This is a genomic window from Mycobacterium sp. SMC-17 (genome assembly GCF_045310915.1).
Lineage (GTDB): Bacteria > Actinomycetota > Actinomycetes > Mycobacteriales > Mycobacteriaceae > Mycobacterium.
Map to the genome: position 1 here is coordinate 69,768 of NZ_JBJIAK010000019.1, position 20,484 is coordinate 90,251.

Consider the following 20,484-nt stretch of genomic DNA (forward strand, 5'->3'; position numbering starts at 1 on the left):
GGCTACTTGTTGACGACGGTGACCGGGTGCGTGTACGGCAGCGTCTCGGCCGGCAGCGGGAACTCCAATTCGCCGAAAGGCGACAGCGCGCCGGTGCGGTCCGTTGCGAGCTCGCTCACGGCGTGGTCGTCACCGGACACCTCGGGCCAGCCGTTGTCGACGTACTGGTTCTTCTTCTTCTCAGCCACGCAGACATTGTGGCAGGCGCTGCGCCCGCTGGCGAGGCCGGGCGTCCCGGACGCGAGGAGGACAAAGTCACCTGCTTTACGCTGGTCAGCAATGATCGACGAATCCCCGGGTGTGCCGCTGGGCTCCTGGCTGGCCGACATGTCAGACGCACAGCTGGTGCAGCTGCTCAGCGCCCGACCCGACCTCACCCAGCCGCCACCGGCAACCCTGTCGGCGCTGGCGGCCCGGGCCCAGTCCCGGCAATCGGTCAAGGCCGCGACCGACGATCTCGATTTTCTGCAGCTCGCGGTGCTCGACGCCCTGCTGACGCTGCAGGCCACCAGCATCGCCGTGCCGACCGGCGCGCTGTTCAAACTGCTGGCCGGGCGGGCCACCAAGAAGGTCGTCACCTCGGCGCTCGACGAGCTGCGGGCCCGCGGCCTGGTGTGGGGCGCCAATTCGGTGCGGGTGGTCTCGGAGGCGGCGTCGGTGCTGCCGTGGTACCCGGGCCAGGTCACGGTGGAAGACCCCGACGGCGACGGCATCGCCGGGAAGCTGGCCGGCATCGACGCGCCGCAGCGGGAACTGCTGGAGCGGCTGGCCGACGGATCACCGGTCGGCCGTACCAAGGACGCAGCCCCCGGCACTCCGGCCGACCGCCCGGTGCCACAACTCATCGCGGCCGGGCTGCTGCGCCGGATCGATGACGAGACGGTGATCCTGCCGCGGCTGGTCGCGCAGGTGCTGCGGGGCCAGGCGCCTGGGCCGACGACGTTGACGCCGCCGACACCGTCGACTCCCGTGCTGGAGGAGAAGGACGTCGACGCGGCCGCCGCGGGCTCGGCCATCGACCTGCTGCGTGAGGTCGAGCTGGTCCTCGAAACCCTTTCGGCCACACCCGTTCCCGAATTGCGCAGCGGCGGCCTCGGGGTGCGCGATGCCAAGCGGCTGACCAAGGTCACCGGCATCGACGAAGGTCGGCTGTCCCTGATCCTGGAGCTCTGCTCGGCCGCCACACTCATCGCGTCGGGCATGCCCGATTCCGACGACTACGACGACGGCCCCTACTGGGCGCCGACCGTGGGCGCGGACCGCTTCATCGAATCGAGCGCCGCGACGCGGTGGTACCTGCTCGCCAGCACCTGGCTGGACCTGCCGTGCCGGCCCGGCCTGGTCGGCAAACGCGGACCCGACGGCAAACCCTATGCCGCCCTGACCAATTCGCTGTATTCGTCGGCGGCGCCACTGGACCGGCGGCTGCTGCTGACGGTGCTCGCCGAGCTACCACCGGGCACCACCATGGACACCGCCACCGCGTCGGCCGCGATGCTGTGGCGCCGGCCGCGCTGGACCGCACGGCTGCAGCCCGAGCCCACCGACGAATTGCTCACCGAAGCACATGCTTTGGGCATGGTCGGTCGCGGCGCCATTGCCGGACCCATCCGGCTGCTGCTGGCGGGTGCGCCCGAAGAAGAGGTCACGGCCGCGATGGCGGCGGCGCTGCCCGACCCCATCGACCATTTCCTGTTGCAGGCCGACCTGACGGTCGTCGTCCCCGGGCCGCTGGAACGCGACCTCGCCGACCAGCTGGCGACCGTCGCCGACATCGAATCCGCCGGCGCGGCAACGGTCTACCGCATCAGCGAGCAGTCCATCCGGCGCGCCCTGGACACCGGCAAGACCGCCAGCGAGATCCACACCCTGTTCGCCCGGCACTCCAAAACGCCTGTGCCGCAGGGGCTCACCTACCTGATCGACGACGTGGCGCGGCGGCACGGGCAGTTGCGGGTCGGCATGGCGTCGTCGTTCATCCGGTGTGAAGACCCGGCTCTGTTGGCGCAGGCACTTGCCTCCCCCACTCTGGAGCAGTTGAGCCTGCGGGCCCTGGCCCCCACGGTCGCGGTTTCCCCAGCACCGATCGCCGACGTGCTGGCCGGCCTGCGCACTGCGGGCTTCGCCCCGGCCGCCGAGGATTGGTCGGGCACCATCGTCGACCTGCGCCCACTCGGTGCCCGCGTCTCCACGCCCATTCACCGGCGCACGTTCCGGCACCCGCAGGCGCCCAACGAGAAGACGCTCGGCGCCATCGTCGCCGTCCTGCGGCAGACCGGCCGCGGCGGCAACGGCGAGCGACTAGACCCGGCGGCCGCCATCTCACTGCTGACCGACGCCGCGCTGACGCAGTCGTCGGTGGTCATCGGGTACGTCGACGCCGCGGGAGTGGCCACGCAGCGGGTGGTGGCGCCGGTCAACGTCCGCGGCGGCCAGCTGACGGCCTACGACCCGGCCGCCGGGCGGGTCCGCGAATTCGCGATCCACCGGGTGACCTCGGTGGTTGCGCCGGAATAACGCGCGCCGTGGTCCCGTTGCTCTCGCGGGTGGGCGGCCCGGCTCGCGGGGAAATGGACAACTCGCGCGCGTCTGGATAATGGATCGGATGGCTTGCGAGCAATTGATGGAGTGGATGGCGCATGACTGACGGACCCCTGATCGTCCAGTCGGACAAGACCGTGCTGCTCGAGGTCGACCACGAGCAGGCCGGGGCGGCGCGGGCGGCGATCGCGCCGTTCGCCGAGCTGGAGCGTGCGCCCGAGCACGTGCACACCTACCGGATCACGCCGCTGGCGCTGTGGAACGCGCGCGCCGCGGGCCACGATGCCGAGCAGGTCGTCGATGCGCTGGTCAGCTTCTCCCGGTATGCGGTGCCGCAGCCGCTACTGGTCGACATCGTCGACACCATGGGCCGCTACGGGCGCCTGCAGCTGGTGAAGCACCCGGCGCACGGGCTGACGCTGGTAAGCCTGGACCGGGCCGTGCTCGCCGAGGTGCTGCGCAACAAGAAGATCACCCCGATGCTCGGGGCCCAGATCGACGACGACACTGTCATCGTCCACCCGTCCGAGCGCGGCCGGGTCAAGCAGATGCTGCTCAAGATCGGCTGGCCCGCAGAGGATTTGGCAGGCTACGTCAACGGCGAGGCGCACCCGATCGCGCTGGAGCAGGACGGCTGGAAACTGCGTGACTACCAAGAGTTGGCCGCGGATTCGTTCTGGTCGGGCGGCTCGGGGGTCGTGGTCCTGCCGTGTGGCGCGGGCAAGACGATGGTCGGTGCGGCCGCCATGGCGAAGGCCGGCGCGACGACGCTGATCCTGGTCACCAACACCGTCGCGGGCCGGCAGTGGAAGCGCGAGCTGATCGCGCGCACGTCGCTGACCGAGGAGGAGATCGGCGAGTACTCCGGCGAGCGCAAGGAGATTCGGCCCGTCACCATCGCGACGTATCAGGTGATCACGCGCCGCACGAAGGGCGAGTACAAGCACCTCGAGCTGTTCGACAGCCGCGACTGGGGTCTGATCATCTACGACGAGGTGCACCTGCTGCCCGCGCCGGTGTTCCGGATGACGGCAGATCTGCAGTCCCGGCGCCGACTCGGCCTGACCGCCACCTTGATTCGCGAAGACGGCCGTGAGGGCGACGTGTTCTCGCTGATCGGCCCGAAGCGGTACGACGCCCCGTGGAAGGACATCGAGGCGCAGGGCTGGATCGCGCCGGCCGAGTGCGTCGAGGTCCGGGTCACCATGACCGAGAACGAGCGGATGACGTACGCGACGGCCGAGCCCGAGGAGCGCTACAAGCTGTGCTCGACGGCGCACACCAAGATCGCGGTGGTGAAGTCGATCCTGGCCCGGCATCCCGACGAGCCGACCCTGGTGATCGGCGCGTATCTGGACCAGCTGGAGGAACTCGGGCAGGAGTTGGACGCCCCGGTGATCCAGGGCTCGACCAAGAACGCCGAGCGTGAGGCCCTGTTCGACCAGTTCCGGTCGGGCGAGATCCGCACGCTGGTGGTGTCGAAGGTGGCCAACTTCTCCATCGACCTGCCGGAAGCGTCTGTGGCCGTTCAGGTTTCGGGCACGTTCGGGTCACGGCAGGAGGAGGCCCAGCGCCTGGGCCGGCTGCTGCGCCCCAAGGCTGACGGCGGCGGCGCGGTTTTCTACTCGGTGGTCTCGCGCGACAGCCTCGACGCCGAGTACGCCGCACACCGTCAGCGCTTCCTCGCCGAACAGGGCTACGGCTACGTCATCAAGGACGCCGACGACCTGCTGGGACCGGCTATCTAGCCAGTCCCAGCAATCAGGTGCGGCCGTGACCGCCGGGGACTACGCTCGTCGCAGTTCGCCCCACCCGCGGAGGTCACGGATGACGTACGACTACGACTGGCTGGTCATCGGATCCGGTTTCGGCGGCAGCGTCTCGGCGCTGCGGCTGGCCGAAAAGGGTTATCGCGTAGCGATTCTCGAATGCGGCCGCCGCTTCGAGGACGCCGACTTCGCGAACGAGACCAAGGACGCCAAGAACTACTACTGGGCACCGCAGGTCGGGATGCGCGGCATCCTCCGGCTGACACTGTTCAAGGACATCTTCATCGGCTCCGGCTGCGGCGTCGGCGGCGGCAGCCTGGGGTACGCGAACACGCTCTACCGGGCGTTCCCGAATTTCTACGAGAGCCCGCAGTGGAAAGGGCTGGCCGACTGGGAGTCCGAACTCGCGCCGCACTACGACGAGGCGGAGCGCATGCTCGGTGTCGTCGAGTACGACGACGACGGACCGGCGGACCTGCTGTTGAAGGAGTACGGCGAGGCGATCGGCGTCGGCGACACGTACCGGCGGGCACATGTCGGGGTGTTCCTGGGGCAGCCGGGAAAGACGGTGCCGGACCCGTACTTCGGTGGCGACGGCCCCGACCGCACGGGGTGCATCAAGTGTGGTTCGTGCATGGTCGGCTGCCGCCACGGCGCCAAGAACACCTTGCGGAAGAACTATCTGTGGTTCGCCGAGAAACTCGGCGTGCAGATTTTCAGCGAGCGCGCGGTGACCGACATCAAGCCGCTCGACGCCGACGGTTCGGCGGGATACGAAGTGACACACCAGAAGAGCGGCGCGTGGGGCAAGCGCACTGCCGAGAAGCTGCGCGCCCGTGGCGTCGTCGTCGCAGCCGGCGCGCTGGGCACCAACCGCCTCCTGCAGCGCTGCAAGCTCAGCGGTTCACTGCCCAACATCTCCGATCGGCTCGGCTATGTGGTGCGTACCAACAGTGAATCGATCATGGCGGTGATGGCGCCCAAGGACTACCCCGACGACTTCACGCACTCGATCGCGATCACCTCGAGCATCTACACCGACCCGTCCACGCACATCGAGGTCGTCACCTACGGCAAGGGCGGCGACACCCAGTCGCTGCTGTTCAATCTGATGATCGAGGCGGGCAAGCGGGGCACCCGGCCGCTGCACTTCCTGGCCGCCGCCGCGAAGAACCCGAAAGCGGCGCTGGCGGCCTGGAAGATCAAGGACACGTCGCGGCGCGTGATCATCCTGCTGGTCATGCAGTCCATCGACAACGCGATGCGCCTCAAGGTGAAGATGCGCCTCCCCAACGGCAACGTCGCCCTGACGACCGAGCAGGACCCCGACAACCCCAATCCCGACTTCGTGCCGGCCGCCTACGACGCGGCAAAATGGTTTGCCCGCCGCATGGGCGGCGTCGCGTATTCCGGTGTGACAGAAGGCATTTTCGCGATCCCGTCGACAGCGCACATCCTCGGCGGCGCGGTGATCGGCGAGTCCCCCGAGACCGGTGTCGTCGACAGCCGCAACCACGTCTTCGGCTACGAGAACCTGCTGGTCACCGACGGTGCGGCCGTCCCGGCGAATGTGGGCGCCAATCCGAGCCTGACGATCACCGCGCTCGCCGAGCGCGCGATGACGTTCATCCCGGCTAACGCGCCGGCTGTTTGACGACGGTCAGCAGCACCACCGAGTCGGCGAGCGCCTTCAGGCTGTGCCGGGTGGACGGGATGATGAGATGGTCGCCGGCCATGCCGTCCCAACTGGCCTGTTCGGCGACGAGGCGCACCCGGCCCTGCAGCACCTGAAGCGTGGCCTCGCCGGGGCTCTCGTGCTCGCCCAACTCGTTGCCGTCGGCGAGAGCGATCAGCGTCTGCCGCAATGCATGCTCGTGGCCGCCGAAGACCGTGTGAGCGCTGCGCCCGCCATTTCCATCGCGCGCGATGTCCAGATGCCGGCGGGCCAGCGCGGTCAGCGAGATTTTCTCCATGCCTCAAATATCCGCTTCAGCAATGCCCGCCGGAACCGTTTGACGGTTTAAATCACGCGCAGCGAATCCCCCTCGCCCGGGAAGCGACGACGCAGTGCGTCGAGCATCCGCTGCACCTCCAGCACCCTCCGGCGCAGGGCCAGCAGAGCGTCCGTCGGGGACTCCACTGCCGCCTGCGCGGTGGCTTGCGCGCGCCGCGATCGCCGCTCCAACACCGTCATCTGGTCTTCCAGATCAGCGATCTCGTCGAGCAGCAGTGCCGCGAACAGGCGCGATTGAGCCAGGTCCGCGCGGTGGGCGGGCCGGGCCTCGGCATCGAACCGCGACCGCCCACCCACGGCGCCGGGGCGCACCGTGCGCCGGGTGGCCGTGGCATTGGAAGGGATCGGCACCGGGGCGGCTCGGCGTCCGGTTTCGCGCATCGTCGGCAACATGGCGCAATGATCACCGAGACTGCACCTTTGCGCTACCAGCCGTTCATCTTCCGGACCGCAATCGGACACCTTCGAGGAAAGGCTCAGCGGAGCGCGGTGGGCCGCCCGAAGCGGGCCGGCACGCCCGGTGAGAACAACGCGCGCAACGGCGGTCCCACCGGCACCACACCGCTGGCGGGCACCAGATCGTCGGTCAGCTCGACCACCTCGGCCTGGCGCAGCGGCCAGGTGGGATGTTCGTTGGGCACCCACCAGGTCCGGCCGGCCTTGCGGGTGTGCGCGCCCCACCGCGCGGTCAGCCACACCTCCAACGGCGTGGGGTCGACGGGTGCGCCGATGGCCAGCTCCGCCAGGGTCCGCAGGCCGCGCTCCGGCCACCGGCGCGTGCCCGCGTAGGTGATCCGGTCAGCGGTGCGGGTGACGCGCAATTTGGCCCAGGTGTACGGCACGCCCATACCGAGCCGCGTCGCCCCGACGACCGCGAGCCGCGTCGTCTCCAGCGACCGGAACAGCACCCCGTGCCGGCCTGCAGCGTCCACCGAATAGAGCCGCACGTTGGTTTCGGCGAAGGTCCCGAAGTACGGCAGCGGCACACCGCCGGCCACCGCCGACCGGTGCATGACGAACGGCACCAGGCCGACGTACGTCAGCCCGTCGGAGAAGATGTCCGGCGCGGTGCCGGGCGGGTACAGGTGCGCGACGCTCGCCGGATCGACGGGCCAGTGCAGGAACGTGAGGTCACCCCAGAACTGTTCGACCCACACCGGCGGCCGCAGCGGCGGTGCGTCGACCAGAAACCGGTCCATGCTCGCTAGTCACTGAGTGCGGGGATGACGTCGCGTTCGAACGCCTCGATGCTCGACCTGTCGTAGGCGGCCTCCGGGAAGTACACGATGGCGTACTCGCTGCCGAGATCCTTGATCTTCCGCAGCGTCTCGATGACCTGTTCGGTTGTGCCGCAAGCGGAGTCGGGCGAGGTCAGGTTCTTGACCATCGCGTCGACGGCTGCTTCGTGCGCGACGGTGACCTGGCGGTCCCGGATCCGGGCGATGCGCGCGGCGACGTCGGCCTCGGACTCCCCGATCACCACGTTGAAGTTGGCCGAGCGGACGATGCCGTCGTAGTCGGTGCCGACCTCACGGCAATGCTGTTGCAGGACTTCGGATTTGTGCGCGAAGCCATCGGGCTCGGAGGTGAAGTTGGTGTACTGCGCGTACTTCGCGGCGATCTTGAGTGTCACCTTCTCACCGCCGCCCGCAATCCACAGCGGAATGCCCTTGTCCTGCAACGGCTTGGGCTGCACGATGGCGCCGTCGACCTGGTAATGCCTGCCGTCGAAGCTCACGACGCCGTCACGCCAGGCGGTGCGCATGATCTGCACGCCTTCGCCGAGCCGGGCGAGTCGCACACCGGCCGACGGGAAGCCGTAACCGTAAGCGCGCCATTCGTGTTCGTACCAGCCGCCACCGATGCCCATCTGCACCCGGCCGCCGGAGATGATGTCGGTGGTCGCCGCCACCTTCGCCAGATACGCCGGGTTGCGGTAGCTGATCGCCGTACACATCTGGCCCAGCTTGATCCGCGAGGTCGTGGCGGCGTATGCCGCCATCAGCGTCCACGCCTCGTGCGTGGCCTCTGCCGTCGGCATCGGCACGGTGTGGAAATGGTCGTAGACCCACAGCGAATCCCAGGGTCCGGCGTCGGCGTAGGTGGCGAGGTCACGCATCACCTGCCATTGGTCCTGTGGCGCGATCCCCACCAGATCGAGTCGCCAACCTTGCGGGATGAACAATCCGAAGCGCATGGTCCCGACTTTATGCAATACGTGCGGGCCGCTCCACGAAACGGCGTCGGGAACCCTCACGGCCCGGGCTTAGGCTGAAGACCATGGCACCCGAATTGCGCGTCGATCCGCAGGTTCTGACGGCCGCGGCGAGCACCATGGCGTCGTGCGGCTCCGCGGTCGGCGGAGCCAAGCCGGGAGAATCGCTGAATTCGGCCGCGGCCGGCATGTCCGGGCTCGCCTCCGGCGCCGCCTGTCAGCGTGTCGGCCCGGTGCTGAACACCGATTGCGAGAACCTCGGCAAGGCCGTCACCGGCTTCGCCGACTCGCTGCGCACCGCGGCCGCCAACTACCAGAGCACCGACGCCGCGGCGGGCAACGCCATCGGCACGACGATGCCGGGACGCTGATCAGCCCGGCAGGCGGTTGTTGATCCGCAGGCCCGCGAACAGCGCGAGCACCAGCACGAAGAACCCGACGCGCGTCCAACTGCCGCTGGCGTCGCCGCGGATGGTCTGGTAGCCGATCTGCTCCTGCAGATTGGCATACACACGGGTCAACTGATCGAGGGTCTCGGCGCGGAACGACTCGCCGCCGGTGACCTTCGCGATCTTCTGCAGCGACAGGTCATCGGTCGGGACCGGCACTTCCTGCCCCTCGTAGGTGATGACACCCGACGGTGTACCGAACGAGATGGTCGAGATCACGACGTCCTGGTCCTTGGCCGCGCGGGCCGCCGTCAGTGCGCCGCGCGGGTCGTTCGGGTCCGCCGGCACGGTTTCCTTACCGTCCGACATCAGCACGATGTGCGCGGGCGGCGGACCGTCACCGCCGCCCATGACCGCGTCGAGCGTGGCGATGGCCTGCAAGGCCGTGAAGATGCCCTCGCCGGTCGCGGTGCGCGGCGACGGCTCCAGGGTGTCGATGGTGCGCGCCACGACGTCGTGATCGCTGGTCGGCGCGACCAGCATCGTTGCGCTGGACGAGAATTGGACGAGGCCGACGCTGATCCCGGTCGTCAGGCCCTTGACGAACGTCTTGCCGGCGCTTTTCGCCGCCTCGATGCGGCTGGGCTTGACGTCGGTGGCGATCATCGATTCGGAGACGTCGATGACGAGCATGACGACGGCGCGGTTACGCGGAATCCGGATGTCGTGGGTCGGCCCGGCCATGGCGGTGGTGAGCAGAACCAGAGAGATCACCAGCAGCACCGCCGGCAGGTGCCGCCAGCGCGAGCGCGTCTTGGGACGGGCCGCGACGACCTGTTCGAGCAGTTCGGTGTTGGCGAACCGCAGCACCCGCTTGCGACGGGCCTTGCGCAGCAGCAGGTAGATCGCGACGGCGCCGACGACGGCGATCAGGTACAGGAAGAACCAGGCACTCGAGAACCCGGACAGCGTCAGTGGCCCGATAAAGGGGATCTCCAACAGGCACTCTCCGTTGCGTTCGGCGTCGTCGCTCGGACCGATATGGGGCAATCGTACCGACGCCGACGAGTGCGGTACCGGATGCGGCCGGCGCCGGACGCGAACGGCCCCTCAGTCCGGCAGTCCGAGCGCGGCCATCGCGCCGTCGACCGCCGCTCGCCGCAGCTGGTCGGCCGGCACGTCCGGGAACTGCAGGCAGCAGTCCTGCAGGCCGCCGAACGCGATGACGGCCCGGGTGGCTTGTTCGAGGGTGGGCCGACGTCCGAAGACCAGCTTGCCCAGCCGCTCGCGCCACGCCAGCATGCTGTCGATCAGTCCCAGGTCGGCCAGCGTTGTCAGTTCGGTGACGATGAGCATGAGGTCGGCGCGGTGCCGGTAGTGGAAGTCGAAGTAGCCCTGCAACAGCTCACGCGGGGTGGCGCGGGCCGAGCCGCGCAGGCGTTCGCGGGCAGCGACGAATTCCTCGCCCTCCTCGACCAGCGGCTGCAGGATGCTGCGCACGAGGTCCTCACGCGAGCTGAAGTGGTAGTAGAGCGCGGGTTTACTGATGCCGAGCCGATCGGCGATGTCCTGCAGGCTGGTCCGCTGCACGCCCTTCTGACTGAATAGCTCGCGCGCCACATCCTGGATGCGCACACGGGTCTCGGAAGGGGTTCTCGCCACGTAGCCACCCTAACTTACTTAACGGGCGGTAAGCTGACCCGACATCCACTTACCGACCGTTAAGTAAATGCGGAGGAATCCATGAAAGTGCTCATCTCCGGCGCCAGCATCGCCGGCCCGGTCCTGGCCTACTGGCTGTCCCGCAACGGATTCGATGTGACGGTCGTCGAACGTGCACCGGCCCTGCGCAAGACCGGCGGCCATGCCGTCGACCTCTTCCGGCCGGCCATGGAAATCTCCGAACGGATGGGCGTACTGGGGCGCATCGAGGCCCGGGCCACCGGGACGACCGCGCTCACCGTCAACCGCCCACCACGCACCCGCTGGACCCACATCGACTACGTCAAACTCATCGCGGCCATGTCCGACCGGCACGTCGAGATCATGCGCGACGACCTCAGCCAGGCGTACTACGACGCCGTCCGCGACGACGCCGAGTTCCGCTTCGGGGATCAGATCACGTCCATCACCGACGCCGGCGAGGTGACGTTCGAGAACGGTGCGCCCGAGCGCTACGACCTGGTGGTCGGCGCCGACGGGCTGCACTCGGGGCTCCGGCAACTGGTCTTCGGCGACCAGGTTCGGGAACGGTTCCTCGGCGGCTATCTGGCCGTGGTGTCGGTGCCGAAAATGCTTGCGCCCAAAGGTGAGATGAGCGGCTACCTGGCGCCGCGGAAGATGGCCATGGTGTACAGCGCCGACCACCTCGAGGACGCCCGGGCGGTGTTCCTGTTTCGCACCGACGAGCCGCTGGACTACCACTACCGCGACATCGCAGCTCAGCAGCGCCACCTGCGGGCGGCGTTCGCCGGCCTGGTTCCCGAAGTCGACCATTGGCTGCGCGAGGTGGACCACACCCCGGCGTTCTACTTCGACGCCATCACCCAACTGGAGATGAGCACCTGGTCGCGGGGGCGGGTCACGTTGGTCGGTGACGCGGGGTATTGCCCCGGCCCTGCTGTCGGCGGGAGCACGAGCCTGGCGGTGTACGGCGCATACGTCTTGGCCCACGCGTTGTCCGCGGCTCGCGGCGATCACACTGCCGCGTTCGCCGCCTACGAGCGCACCATGGCCGCGCCGGTGGCCGGCAGCCGCACCATGGCGCGCGTCAACGCCAGGACCATCGTGCCCGGATCTGATTGGGGCGCACGAACACTCGTCGGCGTCGCGCGGACCATCTCGGTGTTGCCGCGGGGCCTGACCGGGCGCCTGGCCCGGCTCAACGCGAAGGGCGTCCGGCTGTACGACACCATGCCGCTGCCCGACTGACGTCTGCGCGTGTGGCCGAAGCCGCTGCGGTGTCACCCTTTTTCGCTACGTTGGGTTCATGGCCCTTTCCAAGGATGAACGCGAACAATTTCTGGCCGAACCACACATCGGGGCACTGTCGGTCAACGCCGGCCCGGACCGCGGTCCCCTGACGTTGCCGATCTGGTACCAATACAGCCCCGGCGGCAAGCTCTGGCTGCTCACCGGGCTCGGCTCCCGTAAACACAAGCTGATCGAGGCGGCCGGGCACGTGTCGCTGATGGCCGAGCGGCTGGAGCCGACGGTCCGCTACGTCGCGGTCGACGGCCCGGTGCTCAGCATCGAGACCGGCACCGATGAACAGCTGGTCGAGATGGCCGAGCGGTACCTCGGCAAGGAGAAGGCCCCGGCCTACCTCGAGATCGCCCGGCGCGAGCACGGCCCCAGCGTGACCGTCACCGTCGACCCGAAGCACTGGCTGTCGGCCGACCTCGGGGCGCTGTGATGCCATGTCCTCCCGACAGCGACTGTTCCGGGTCTTCTACCGGCTCGGATTCACCCCGTGGGACGGGCATCCACTGGCCACCAGTCTGCGCGAGCTGGTCGAGGGTGACGGTGCCCTGACGCCGGGCACCGCGCTCGACATCGGCTGCGGCACCGGCGACAACGCGTTGTATCTGGCCGGGCTCGGCTGGGACGTCACCGGCATCGACTACGTCGCGACGGCGGTGCAGAAGGCGCGGGCCAAGGCCGCCAAGCGGGACGTCACGGCGCCGGGCGCGGTGCGGTTCGACCAGGCCGATGCCACCCGGCTCACCGGGCAGGGCATCGGCGCCGATTTCACGCTGATCGTCGACAACGGGTGCCTGCACGGCATGAGCGCGGACGACCGTGACGCTTACGTCGGCGAGGTGACGGCGGTCGCCGCCGCGGACGCGCGCCTGCTGATCGTCGCGTTCGTGCCGGGCGCCTCGTTCGGGGTGCCGGGGATCGATCCGGCCGAGGTGGAGCGGCGCTTCGCGCTCGGGTGGACGCTGCTCGACAGCGGTGACGAGCCGGGCTTGGACCACAACGGAAAGAACCCGGCGCGGTACTACTTGTTCGCCCGGCGCCGTACCTGAGGTTTCGCGGCCAGACTTTGCCGGCATCGGGCCGTCAGTCGCCGGGCGTAGCGTGGCCACATGGGCGAACTTTCTGACGATGTGATCGCGTTTCTGTCCGAGGGCACGCGCACCGCGGTGCTCGGCTGGGTGGCGGCCGACGGCCGGCCGCTGGCCGCACCCGTGTGGTTCGTGGTGGACGGCGGCGAGCTGGTGTTCAACACCGGCAAGGACACCGCCAAGGGTCGGGCGTTGGCCCGCGACCCACGCGTGGTGCTGTGCGTCGACGACACGTCCCCGCCCTTTTCGTTCGTCCAAATTCAGGGCGTCGCGGCGATCAGTGAGGACCCCGACGAGCTGCTCGACATCGCCACGCGTACCGGCGGCCGCTACATGGGCGCTGACCGCGCCGAGGAATACGGCCGCCGCAACGGTGTCCCCGGCGAGCTGGTGGTCCGGGTCAAACCGACGAAAGTCATTGCCGCATTTGACGTGGCGGATTGAGGACGCCATGACCGACCTGTCTGCATTCGCCGAGCTGTCCGCGCGGGATCACGGGCTGGTTGTGCTGAACACGCTGCGTGGTGACGGCAGCATCCAGTCGTCGGTGGTCAATGCCGGCGTGCTGCCACATCCGACGACCGGGGAGCCGGTCGTGGCGCTCGTCGCCATCGGATCAACCCGCAAGCTGCGCAATCTGCGGGCCGACCCGCGCACTTCGGTCGTCGCGCACGCGGGGTGGCAGTGGTTGACGGTCGAAGGCACGGCGGAGGTCATCGGGCCTGACGACACCGATGCCGAGACGCTGAGGGTGTTGTTGCGCAACGTCTTTACCGCCGCCGGCGGCACCCACGACGACTGGGACACGTACGACCGCGTCATGCGGGACGAGGGCCGCGCCGCGGTGCTCATCTCACCGACGCGGGTGTACTCGAACCCCGCACGCTGACCTCGAACCCGCCGCCGGGGTGACCTGACAAGACTCGGTTCGGTTGCCTTACTGTCAGGTTTCTAAACTGCCGGCATGGGCCGGCCACAGATCAGCACCGCCACCGTTCGCCGCGGCCTCTCGGCCGCCCGGGTCAAACTCACGGCGCCGGAGGCCATGCGGCCCGTGCTCAACCTCATGAAGGGTGCCGATCCGGCGAAGGACGTCAGTGCGGCCCGGCTGGGACTGTCCCTGCTGTGGCTGGCCGACGACGTCATCGCCGCGGTGAACCGCAAGCTCGAACGCGTCAACATCTCGGAAGCCAAGCTCGATGTCCTGATGATCTTCGCGGCACAGCTCGCCCAACCAGAAGCCGAATGGACTGTCCGCCAGACCCCCAGCGGGATCGCCGAGTACTTCGGCATCACCAAGGCCAGCGCCACCGGTCTCATCGACTGGCTGGAGAACCGGAAGCTGGTCACCCGGACCCGGCATGCCACCGACCGCCGCAGCACACCGGTCCGCATCACACCCGAAGGGGAAAAGCTTGTCGCCGAAGCGCTTCCGGTCCTCGAGCAGGCGTGCGGCGGGCTCATCGACGTGCTGAGCGAGCGCGAGCGCCGGGACCTGCAGCGCATCCTCGACAAACTGTGGATTCACGTGAAGGCACCCCAGGCGACAGACTGCGGCACCTGACCAGCCACCACCATGCATCCGCGTCACCCCACCAACGCAAAACCCCCAAATCCCTTGGGATTTGGGGGTTTTTGGTGGTGCTAGAGGCTAGCTCTCCAGCGAGGCCGGCGGCAGGAAGCGGTCGCCGTACTTGGCGGCCAGTTCCTTGGCACGGGCCACGAAGGCCTCCTTGCCGACGCCGAGCTCGCCCTGGTAACCAACGATGAACTGCGCCGAACCACCGGTGTACGGCGGGAAGCCGATACCCATGATCGAGCCGATGTTCGCGTCCGCGGTCGAGGTCAGCACGCCCTCGTCGAGGCACTTCTGCGTCTCGAGCGCCTCAGCGAACAGCATGCGGTCGATCATGTCCTGCAGCGGCAGTTCGGTCGTACCCGAGTTGAAGGCGTCCTTCAGCCCCGGCCACAGCTGGGTGCGCTTGCCGTCGACGTACTCGTAGAAGCCCGCGCCCTTCAGACGCGACGGGCGACCGAGCTCGATCATCTTCTCGACGACAGCCTCGGCCGGGTGCGCGACGTGGGTGCCACCGGCAGCCTCGACGCCTTCCTTGGTGGCGACAGCGATCTTGTGCATGAGCTCGAGGTTGAGCTCATCCGAAAGCTGCAGCGGCGCAGCCGGGTAACCGGCCTGCGAACCGGCCTGCTCGATGGACGCGGGCGCAACGCCCTCGCCCAGCATGGCCAGCGCCTCGTTGACGAAGGTGCCGATCACGCGCGAGGTGAAGAAGCCACGGCTGTCGTTGACAACGATCGGGGTCTTCTTGATGGCCAGGGTGTAGTCGAACACCCGGGCCAGCGCCTCGTCAGAGGTCTTCTCGCCCTTGATGATCTCCACCAGCGGCATCTTGTCGACAGGCGAGAAGAAGTGGATACCGATGAAGTCCTCCTGGCGCTTCACGCCGGTCGCCAGACCGGTGATCGGCAGTGTGGAGGTGTTCGAGCCGAGCAGCGCGTTGGGTTCGACGATGTCCTCGATCTCCTGGAACACCTTGTGCTTGAGTTCCTGGTTCTCGAACACGGCCTCGATGACGAAGTCGACGCCCTTGAGGTCCTGCGGATCGGCCGTCGGGGTGATCCGGGCCAGCAGCGCGTCGGACTTCTCCTGCGTGGTCTTGCCACGCTCGAGGGCCTTGGCCTCGATCTTCTCGGAGTAGTTCTTGCCCTTGTCGGCGGCTTCCTGCGTGACGTCCTTGAGGACGACCTCGTAGCCGGCCTTGGCCGAGACGTAGGCGATACCGGCGCCCATCATGCCCGCGCCCAGCACACCGATCTTCTTGATGTCCTGCTTGGCGATGCCCTCGGGACGCGAGGCGCCACCGTTGATGGCCTGCAGGTCCAGGAAGAACGCCTGGATCATGTTCTTCGCGGTCTGGCCGGTGACCAGGCTGGTGAAGTAGCGGCTCTCGATGCGCGACGCGGTGTCGAAGTCGACCTGCGCACCCTCGACAGCGGCATCCAGGATGGCGCGCGGCGCGGGCATCGGGGCGCCCTTGAGCTGCTTCTTCAGCAGCGCCGGGAACGACGGCAGGATGCCGGCCAGGCCCGGGCTCGACGGGGTGCCACCGGGCATCTTGTAGCCCTTGACGTCCCACGGCTGCACGCCACCCTCGGGGTTGGCCTTGATCCAAGCCTTGGCGGCCGGGATCAGTTCCTCGACGGTGTCGACGAGCTCGTCGACCAGGCCGGTGGCCTGCGCCTTGGCCGGGGTGAAGCGGGTGCCCTGGCTCAGGACCTCCATGAAGGCCTTCTGGATGCCAAACATGCGCACGGTGCGGGCGACGCCGCCACCGCCGGGCAGCAGGCCCAGGGTGACCTCGGGCAGGCCGATCTGGCTGCCGCGGACGTCGGCCGCGATGCGGTGGTGGCACGCGAGGGCGATCTCCAGGCCACCACCGAGAGCGGCGCCGTTGATGGCGGCGACGACGGGCTTGCCCAGGGTCTCCAGGGCGCGCAGGTCGGCCTTGATGTCCTCGACCATGGAGAACGCCTCGCCGGCGTCGTCCGGGCCGATCTGCATCATGCCCTTGAGGTCACCGCCGGCGAAGAAGGTCTTCTTCGCGCTGGTGATTACGACACCGGTGATGGAGTCCTTCTCGGCAAGCAGGCTCTGCACCGCGTAGTGCATCGACTCCTTGTAGTGCTCGTTCATGACGTTGGCCGAACCGGTCGGGTCGTCCATGGTCAGGGTGACGATGCCGTCGGCATCCTTGTCCCACTGAATTGTCTTCTCAGCCATTGTTTTTCGATTCTCCCTAGACGCGCTCGATGATGGTGGCCACGCCCATGCCGCCGCCGATACACAGCGTGACCAGCGCACGCTTGGCACCGCGGCGCTCGAGCTCGTCGACCATGGTTCCGGTGATCATGGCGCCGGTGGCGCCCAGCGGGTGGCCCATCGCGATGGCGCCACCGTTGACGTTCAGCTTCTCGTCCGGGATGTTCAGGTCCTTCTGGAACTTCAGGACGACCGAGGCGAAGGCCTCGTTGATCTCGAACAGGTCGATGTCATCGACCGTCAGGCCGGCACGGTCCAGCACCTTCTTGGTGGCCGGGGTCGGGCCGGTCAGCATGATGACCGGGTCGGCACCGCTGGTGGCGGTGGCCACGATGCGGGCGCGCGGGGTCAGGCCCTGCGACTTGCCGGCAGCCTCGGAACCGATCAGCACCAGGGCGGCGCCGTCGACGATGCCCGAGCTGTTGCCACCGTGGTGGACGTGGTCGATCTTCTCGACGTAGTGGTACTTCTGCAGCGCCACGTCGTCGAAGCCGCCCATGGCGCCCAGGCCCGCGAACGCGGAGTTCAGCTTGCCCAGGCTCTCCAGGGTGGTGCCCGGACGCATGTGCTCGTCGTGGTCCAGGATGGTCAGGCCGTTCTGGTCCTTGACCGGGATGACCGACTTGGCGAAGTAGCCGCCCGACCACGCTGCGGCGGCCTTCTCCTGCGAGCGCACGGCGTAGGCGTCGACGTCCTCGCGCGAGAAGCCCTCGATGGTGGCGATCAGGTCGGCGCCGATGCCCTGCGGGACGAAGCCGATGCGGTAGTTGGTCTCGGGGTCACCGGCCCACGCGCCGCCGTCCGAACCCATCGGGACGCGGCTCATGGACTCGACACCACCGGCGTACACCAGGTCGTCCCAGCCGGAACGGACCTTCTGGGCGGCCAGGTTCACGGCCTCCAGGCCGGAAGCGCAGAAACGGTTGAGCTGGAAACCACCGGTGGTCTCGGGCAGCTTGGCCACGAGCGCGGCGGTGCGGGCGATGTCGCCGCCCTGGTCACCGACGGGCGAGACGACGCCCATGATGACGTCGCTGATCAGGTTCTCGTCCAGATCGGGATTGCGACGACGCATTTCGTCGATCAGGCCGACGATCAGGTTGACCGGCTTGACCTCGTTCAGTGCACCGTTGCGCTGCTTGCCACGGGGCGTGCGAATGGCCTCATAGATGAAGGCTTCTTCGGACATGTGTTTGCTCCAGGTCCTATTGAGATGGGGTTGTGGGTGCATCCACCGGCAGGTAGACGGTCCCCTGCCCGGAAGCGTAACAGGCCCTCCCAACCAGGTGGTTGGGAGAGTGACCAGACCAACGCAAAAGGCCACCTACCGCACGTCCGCGTGAACCTGACGTGCAATAAGTGGCCCTTGGCCAAAGAGTGGCCGCTGCGCCTGGAGTTAGGCGACAGCCTCGGTGAGGAACGGATAGTCGGTGTAGCCGACGCGACCCGACGCGTAGAACGTCGCCACATCCGGCTCGTTGAGCTCGGCCCCCAGGACCAGCCGGTCGACCAGGTCGGGATTGGCCAGGAAGGACCGCCCGACCGCGGCGGCACTGATGGCACCCAGGTCGACGAAGCTGTTGAGCTGGCAGAAATCGGTGCCAGAGCCCCGGCCCGTGTTGAGCACGAACGTCCCCGACCACAGCGCGCGGATCGCACCGAACAGGTCGGCGGTGGGATCGATGACGACATGCAGGTAGGCAATACCGAGCGGGTCAATCCGGTTCAGCAGGGCCTCGTACGTGCTGAACGCGTCGTTCTCATGCATGTCGCCGGCGGGGTTTCCGGGGGATATCCGCAACCCGACCCGGCCGGCGCCGATCTCGGCAACGACGGCTTCGACGACCTCGGCGGTCAGCCGGGCCCGGTTCTCCGGCGATCCGCCGTACGCATCGGTGCGCTGGTTGACCACATCGGACGCGAACTCGTGCAACAGGTAACCGTTGGCGCCGTGAATCTCCACGCCGTCCATCCCGGCGTCGACCGCGCGGCGTGCGGCGGCACGGAAGTCGGCGACGATGCCGGGGAGCTCCTCGATGTCGAGTGCCCGCGGGATCTCCAACGGCTTCTTGCCTGTGGGAGTGTGCGTGACCATGTCGGCGGCGATGGCCGACGGCGCGACCGGCTGGGCCCCGCTGATCTCCGAATGCGCCATGCGGCCGACGTGCCACAGCTGCACGAACATCTTTCCGCCGGCATCGTGTACGGCCTGCGCGATCCCGGCCCACTTCGCCTGGTGCCCGTCGGTGTACATGCCGGGGGTGTTCATGTAGGCGCCGTTGGCGCTGCGCGAGACGGCCGTGGCCTCGGAGATGATGATCCCGGCGCCGGCGCGCTGCGAGTAGTACTCGGCCGCCAGGTCCGACGGTGTGCCGTCGGCGTCGGCCCGCGACCGGGTCAGCGGTGCCATGAACAGGCGGTTGGTGGCCGACGTGTCTCCGACCTGAACGGGCTTGAGCAGCGCGGCGTCGGGGGACAGACGGAAGGGTGCGGCAGTCACGGAGTAGGCAACCGCCGCACGGCGCCGGTTCATTCCCGACTGTGGTCAACAGCGCCGAATGTTGGCTTGTGTTCGGCTGTTTCGTGGTGACTCGTCGAACACGAGCCGACACTCGGCGGAATCAGGCGACGGACTTCACGAACTCGGCGACCTCGCCGACCGCACGACGGGCGTCGGGGTTCGAGAAGGCGAAGGCCTGGAAGACGTGGACGGCGCGGTCGAAGACCTGCAGCCGCACCGGCACGCCCGCCGCCGCGAGGCGCTCGGCCAGCAGCTCCGAGTCGGGGCGCAGCGCCTCTTCCGAACCCACCTGCAGCAGGAACGGGCCGAGGCCGCGCAGGTCGGCATCGACCGGGGACGGGGTCGCTTCGCGCCCGCCGTTACGCAGCAGGAAGACCTCGTTGATCATCCGGAGGAAGTCGACGGGGAACATGGCATCTGGAACGCGTGCGGCTGCTTCGTATTTCGGCGTCATGTCGCTGTCGGTGGCAGCGGACAGGAGCACACAGCCGGCGGGCGGCATCATGCCCAGGTCGCGCACCGTCACGGCCGTCATGGCCGCGATGAAGCCGCCGGCCGAGTCGCCGGCGAGCACGATGTTCTCGGGCTTCACGCCCTGCGCCAGCACGTAGCGGTAGGCGTCGACACCGTCCTCGACCGCGTCCTCGACGAGGTTGCGCGGGCAGAGCCGGTACCCGACGCTCAGGGCCCGCGCGCGGCTGTCGCGGGCGATGTGGCTGACGAGCGGCCGGTGGCTGTTGATGCCGAGCGCGATGAACGCCGAACCGTGGAAGTAGATGATGACGCGGCCGGCGGGGTGGTCTCGTTCCAGACCCATTCCGCCGGGCAATTGGGCAGCTCGATCTTCTCGGTGCGCGATCCCCGCACCGCGGGCATCCAGTTCGTCACCCGCTCGGAACCGTCGTACGCGCGGCCCAGCAGGACCTGCGGGAATCGCGTGTTGATGGCCAGCATGAGTTTGGTCAGGAGGAACAGCAGCGGCTTCACGGCTCGCAGCAGGTAGGACTCGGCGACCGAGTGCCAGTTGGCCTTACCCATCCATTCCGGGCCCGCGTAGGTGACGGGCTCGGGCACAGAGTTCTCGGCGGGATCGTCGATCCGTTCGGCACTGGTCATCGGTACTCCTT

General features: G+C 68.2%; 20 protein-coding genes and 1 pseudogene. 10 read left to right on the forward strand and 11 right to left on the reverse strand.

The features are described 5' to 3' along the window. Positions 1 to 2: 2 nt before the first annotated feature. On the reverse strand, positions 3 to 188 hold the full coding sequence (locus tag ACJH7A_RS14500; protein ID WP_142239794.1) for a hypothetical protein: 186 nt from the start codon (positions 186 to 188) through the stop codon (positions 3 to 5). 91 nt (positions 189 to 279) lie between these two features. Between ACJH7A_RS14500 and ACJH7A_RS14505 the strand changes: the two genes are divergently transcribed. From ACJH7A_RS14505 to ACJH7A_RS14515, 3 genes are all read left to right on the forward strand, one after another. Beyond that, positions 280 to 2,517 carry a helicase-associated domain-containing protein gene (locus tag ACJH7A_RS14505; protein WP_406802196.1) on the forward strand — a complete coding sequence of 746 codons (2,238 nt, stop codon included), beginning with the start codon at positions 280 to 282 and terminating at the stop codon, positions 2,515 to 2,517. A 122-nt stretch (positions 2,518 to 2,639) separates the two neighbouring features. Continuing rightward, complete coding sequence (locus ACJH7A_RS14510; protein WP_020098878.1) at positions 2,640 to 4,289, forward strand: DNA repair helicase XPB; 1,650 nt, start codon at positions 2,640 to 2,642, stop codon at positions 4,287 to 4,289. 79 nt (positions 4,290 to 4,368) lie between these two features. Continuing rightward, positions 4,369 to 5,964 carry a GMC family oxidoreductase gene (locus ACJH7A_RS14515; protein ID WP_346416335.1) on the forward strand — a complete coding sequence of 532 codons (1,596 nt, stop codon included), beginning with the start codon at positions 4,369 to 4,371 and terminating at the stop codon, positions 5,962 to 5,964. Here ACJH7A_RS14515 and ACJH7A_RS14520 read toward each other — a convergent pair. The 4 genes from ACJH7A_RS14520 to ACJH7A_RS14535 form a co-directional block, all read right to left on the reverse strand. Continuing rightward, complete coding sequence (locus ACJH7A_RS14520; RefSeq protein ID WP_346416334.1) at positions 5,945 to 6,283, reverse strand: cupin domain-containing protein; 339 nt, start codon at positions 6,281 to 6,283, stop codon at positions 5,945 to 5,947. The two genes, ACJH7A_RS14515 and ACJH7A_RS14520, sit on opposite strands and share 20 nt — an antisense overlap. 47 nt (positions 6,284 to 6,330) lie before the next feature. Next, entirely contained in the window at positions 6,331 to 6,717 is a 387-nt protein-coding gene (locus ACJH7A_RS14525) for a hypothetical protein (protein ID WP_346416333.1), read from the reverse strand. Positions 6,718 to 6,800: 83 nt separating this feature from the next. Then, on the reverse strand, positions 6,801 to 7,523 hold the full coding sequence (locus tag ACJH7A_RS14530; protein WP_406802197.1) for a YqjF family protein: 723 nt from the start codon (positions 7,521 to 7,523) through the stop codon (positions 6,801 to 6,803). 5 nt (positions 7,524 to 7,528) lie between these two features. Beyond that, positions 7,529 to 8,521, reverse strand: a complete 993-nt coding sequence (locus ACJH7A_RS14535; RefSeq protein ID WP_406776055.1) for an LLM class F420-dependent oxidoreductase — start codon at positions 8,519 to 8,521, stop codon at positions 7,529 to 7,531. An 83-nt stretch (positions 8,522 to 8,604) separates the two neighbouring features. On the opposite strand from ACJH7A_RS14535, the gene ACJH7A_RS14540 reads away from it, so the two are divergent. Then, a complete protein-coding gene (locus tag ACJH7A_RS14540; RefSeq protein WP_406776054.1) occupies positions 8,605 to 8,910 on the forward strand; it encodes a type VII secretion target in 306 nt (101 codons plus the stop codon). Here the strand turns inward: ACJH7A_RS14540 and ACJH7A_RS14545 are convergent, their stop codons facing one another. Together ACJH7A_RS14545 and ACJH7A_RS14550 are read right to left on the reverse strand one after the other, a co-directional pair. Continuing rightward, complete coding sequence (locus ACJH7A_RS14545) at positions 8,911 to 9,927, reverse strand: VWA domain-containing protein (protein WP_318986778.1); 1,017 nt, start codon at positions 9,925 to 9,927, stop codon at positions 8,911 to 8,913. Between the two features lie 111 nt (positions 9,928 to 10,038). Then, positions 10,039 to 10,590, reverse strand: coding sequence for a TetR/AcrR family transcriptional regulator (locus tag ACJH7A_RS14550; RefSeq protein WP_406802198.1), 552 nt, complete (start codon positions 10,588 to 10,590; stop codon positions 10,039 to 10,041). 81 nt (positions 10,591 to 10,671) lie between these two features. On the opposite strand from ACJH7A_RS14550, the gene ACJH7A_RS14555 reads away from it, so the two are divergent. From ACJH7A_RS14555 to ACJH7A_RS14580, 6 genes are all read left to right on the forward strand, one after another. Next, on the forward strand, positions 10,672 to 11,859 hold the full coding sequence (locus ACJH7A_RS14555) for an FAD-dependent monooxygenase (protein WP_406802199.1): 1,188 nt from the start codon (positions 10,672 to 10,674) through the stop codon (positions 11,857 to 11,859). Positions 11,860 to 11,917: 58 nt separating this feature from the next. Next, positions 11,918 to 12,343, forward strand: a complete 426-nt coding sequence (locus ACJH7A_RS14560; protein WP_212813242.1) for a pyridoxamine 5'-phosphate oxidase family protein — start codon at positions 11,918 to 11,920, stop codon at positions 12,341 to 12,343. Between the two features lie 4 nt (positions 12,344 to 12,347). Continuing rightward, positions 12,348 to 12,959, forward strand: a complete 612-nt coding sequence (locus ACJH7A_RS14565; RefSeq protein ID WP_212813243.1) for a bifunctional 2-polyprenyl-6-hydroxyphenol methylase/3-demethylubiquinol 3-O-methyltransferase UbiG — start codon at positions 12,348 to 12,350, stop codon at positions 12,957 to 12,959. 60 nt (positions 12,960 to 13,019) lie between these two features. After that, positions 13,020 to 13,442, forward strand: a complete 423-nt coding sequence (locus ACJH7A_RS14570; RefSeq protein ID WP_212813245.1) for a PPOX class F420-dependent oxidoreductase — start codon at positions 13,020 to 13,022, stop codon at positions 13,440 to 13,442. A gap of 7 nt (positions 13,443 to 13,449) precedes the next feature. Beyond that, positions 13,450 to 13,887, forward strand: a complete 438-nt coding sequence (locus ACJH7A_RS14575; protein ID WP_212813247.1) for a TIGR03618 family F420-dependent PPOX class oxidoreductase — start codon at positions 13,450 to 13,452, stop codon at positions 13,885 to 13,887. 75 nt (positions 13,888 to 13,962) lie between these two features. Then, on the forward strand, positions 13,963 to 14,562 hold the full coding sequence (locus tag ACJH7A_RS14580) for a MarR family winged helix-turn-helix transcriptional regulator (protein ID WP_212813249.1): 600 nt from the start codon (positions 13,963 to 13,965) through the stop codon (positions 14,560 to 14,562). A gap of 87 nt (positions 14,563 to 14,649) precedes the next feature. Here ACJH7A_RS14580 and ACJH7A_RS14585 read toward each other — a convergent pair whose 3' ends face one another. The 4 genes and pseudogenes from ACJH7A_RS14585 to ACJH7A_RS14600 form a co-directional block, all read right to left on the reverse strand. Beyond that, positions 14,650 to 16,797, reverse strand: a complete 2,148-nt coding sequence (locus ACJH7A_RS14585; RefSeq protein WP_071286727.1) for a 3-hydroxyacyl-CoA dehydrogenase NAD-binding domain-containing protein — start codon at positions 16,795 to 16,797, stop codon at positions 14,650 to 14,652. 16 nt (positions 16,798 to 16,813) lie between these two features. Further along, complete coding sequence (locus tag ACJH7A_RS14590; protein ID WP_064859744.1) at positions 16,814 to 18,025, reverse strand: acetyl-CoA C-acetyltransferase; 1,212 nt, start codon at positions 18,023 to 18,025, stop codon at positions 16,814 to 16,816. 207 nt (positions 18,026 to 18,232) lie between these two features. After that, entirely contained in the window at positions 18,233 to 19,369 is a 1,137-nt protein-coding gene (locus tag ACJH7A_RS14595; protein WP_346416326.1) for an alkene reductase, read from the reverse strand. 88 nt (positions 19,370 to 19,457) lie between these two features. Then, positions 19,458 to 20,473: pseudogene (locus ACJH7A_RS14600) on the reverse strand (alpha/beta hydrolase). Positions 20,474 to 20,484 lie beyond the last annotated feature (11 nt).

Bases quoted from the DNA above. Each gene is read 5' to 3' on its own strand.
- ACJH7A_RS14520 (WP_346416334.1), bottom strand. From the start codon at position 6,283: ATGGAGAAAATCTCGCTGACCGCGCTGGCCCGCCGGCATCTGGACATC.
- ACJH7A_RS14570 (WP_212813245.1), top strand. From the start codon at position 13,020: ATGGGCGAACTTTCTGACGATGTGATCGCGTTTCTGTCCGAGGGCACG.
- ACJH7A_RS14540 (WP_406776054.1), top strand. From the start codon at position 8,605: ATGGCACCCGAATTGCGCGTCGATCCGCAGGTTCTGACGGCCGCGGCG.
- ACJH7A_RS14505 (WP_406802196.1), top strand. From the start codon at position 280: ATGATCGACGAATCCCCGGGTGTGCCGCTGGGCTCCTGGCTGGCCGAC.
- ACJH7A_RS14515 (WP_346416335.1), top strand. From the start codon at position 4,369: ATGACGTACGACTACGACTGGCTGGTCATCGGATCCGGTTTCGGCGGC.
- ACJH7A_RS14595 (WP_346416326.1), bottom strand. From the start codon at position 19,369: ATGAACCGGCGCCGTGCGGCGGTTGCCTACTCCGTGACTGCCGCACCC.
- ACJH7A_RS14575 (WP_212813247.1), top strand. From the start codon at position 13,450: ATGACCGACCTGTCTGCATTCGCCGAGCTGTCCGCGCGGGATCACGGG.
- ACJH7A_RS14565 (WP_212813243.1), top strand. From the start codon at position 12,348: ATGTCCTCCCGACAGCGACTGTTCCGGGTCTTCTACCGGCTCGGATTC.
- ACJH7A_RS14580 (WP_212813249.1), top strand. From the start codon at position 13,963: ATGGGCCGGCCACAGATCAGCACCGCCACCGTTCGCCGCGGCCTCTCG.
- ACJH7A_RS14585 (WP_071286727.1), bottom strand. From the start codon at position 16,797: ATGGCTGAGAAGACAATTCAGTGGGACAAGGATGCCGACGGCATCGTC.
- ACJH7A_RS14560 (WP_212813242.1), top strand. From the start codon at position 11,918: ATGGCCCTTTCCAAGGATGAACGCGAACAATTTCTGGCCGAACCACAC.
- ACJH7A_RS14555 (WP_406802199.1), top strand. From the start codon at position 10,672: ATGAAAGTGCTCATCTCCGGCGCCAGCATCGCCGGCCCGGTCCTGGCC.
- ACJH7A_RS14530 (WP_406802197.1), bottom strand. From the start codon at position 7,523: ATGGACCGGTTTCTGGTCGACGCACCGCCGCTGCGGCCGCCGGTGTGG.
- ACJH7A_RS14535 (WP_406776055.1), bottom strand. From the start codon at position 8,521: ATGCGCTTCGGATTGTTCATCCCGCAAGGTTGGCGACTCGATCTGGTG.
- ACJH7A_RS14590 (WP_064859744.1), bottom strand. From the start codon at position 18,025: ATGTCCGAAGAAGCCTTCATCTATGAGGCCATTCGCACGCCCCGTGGC.
- ACJH7A_RS14510 (WP_020098878.1), top strand. From the start codon at position 2,640: ATGACTGACGGACCCCTGATCGTCCAGTCGGACAAGACCGTGCTGCTC.
- ACJH7A_RS14525 (WP_346416333.1), bottom strand. From the start codon at position 6,717: ATGTTGCCGACGATGCGCGAAACCGGACGCCGAGCCGCCCCGGTGCCG.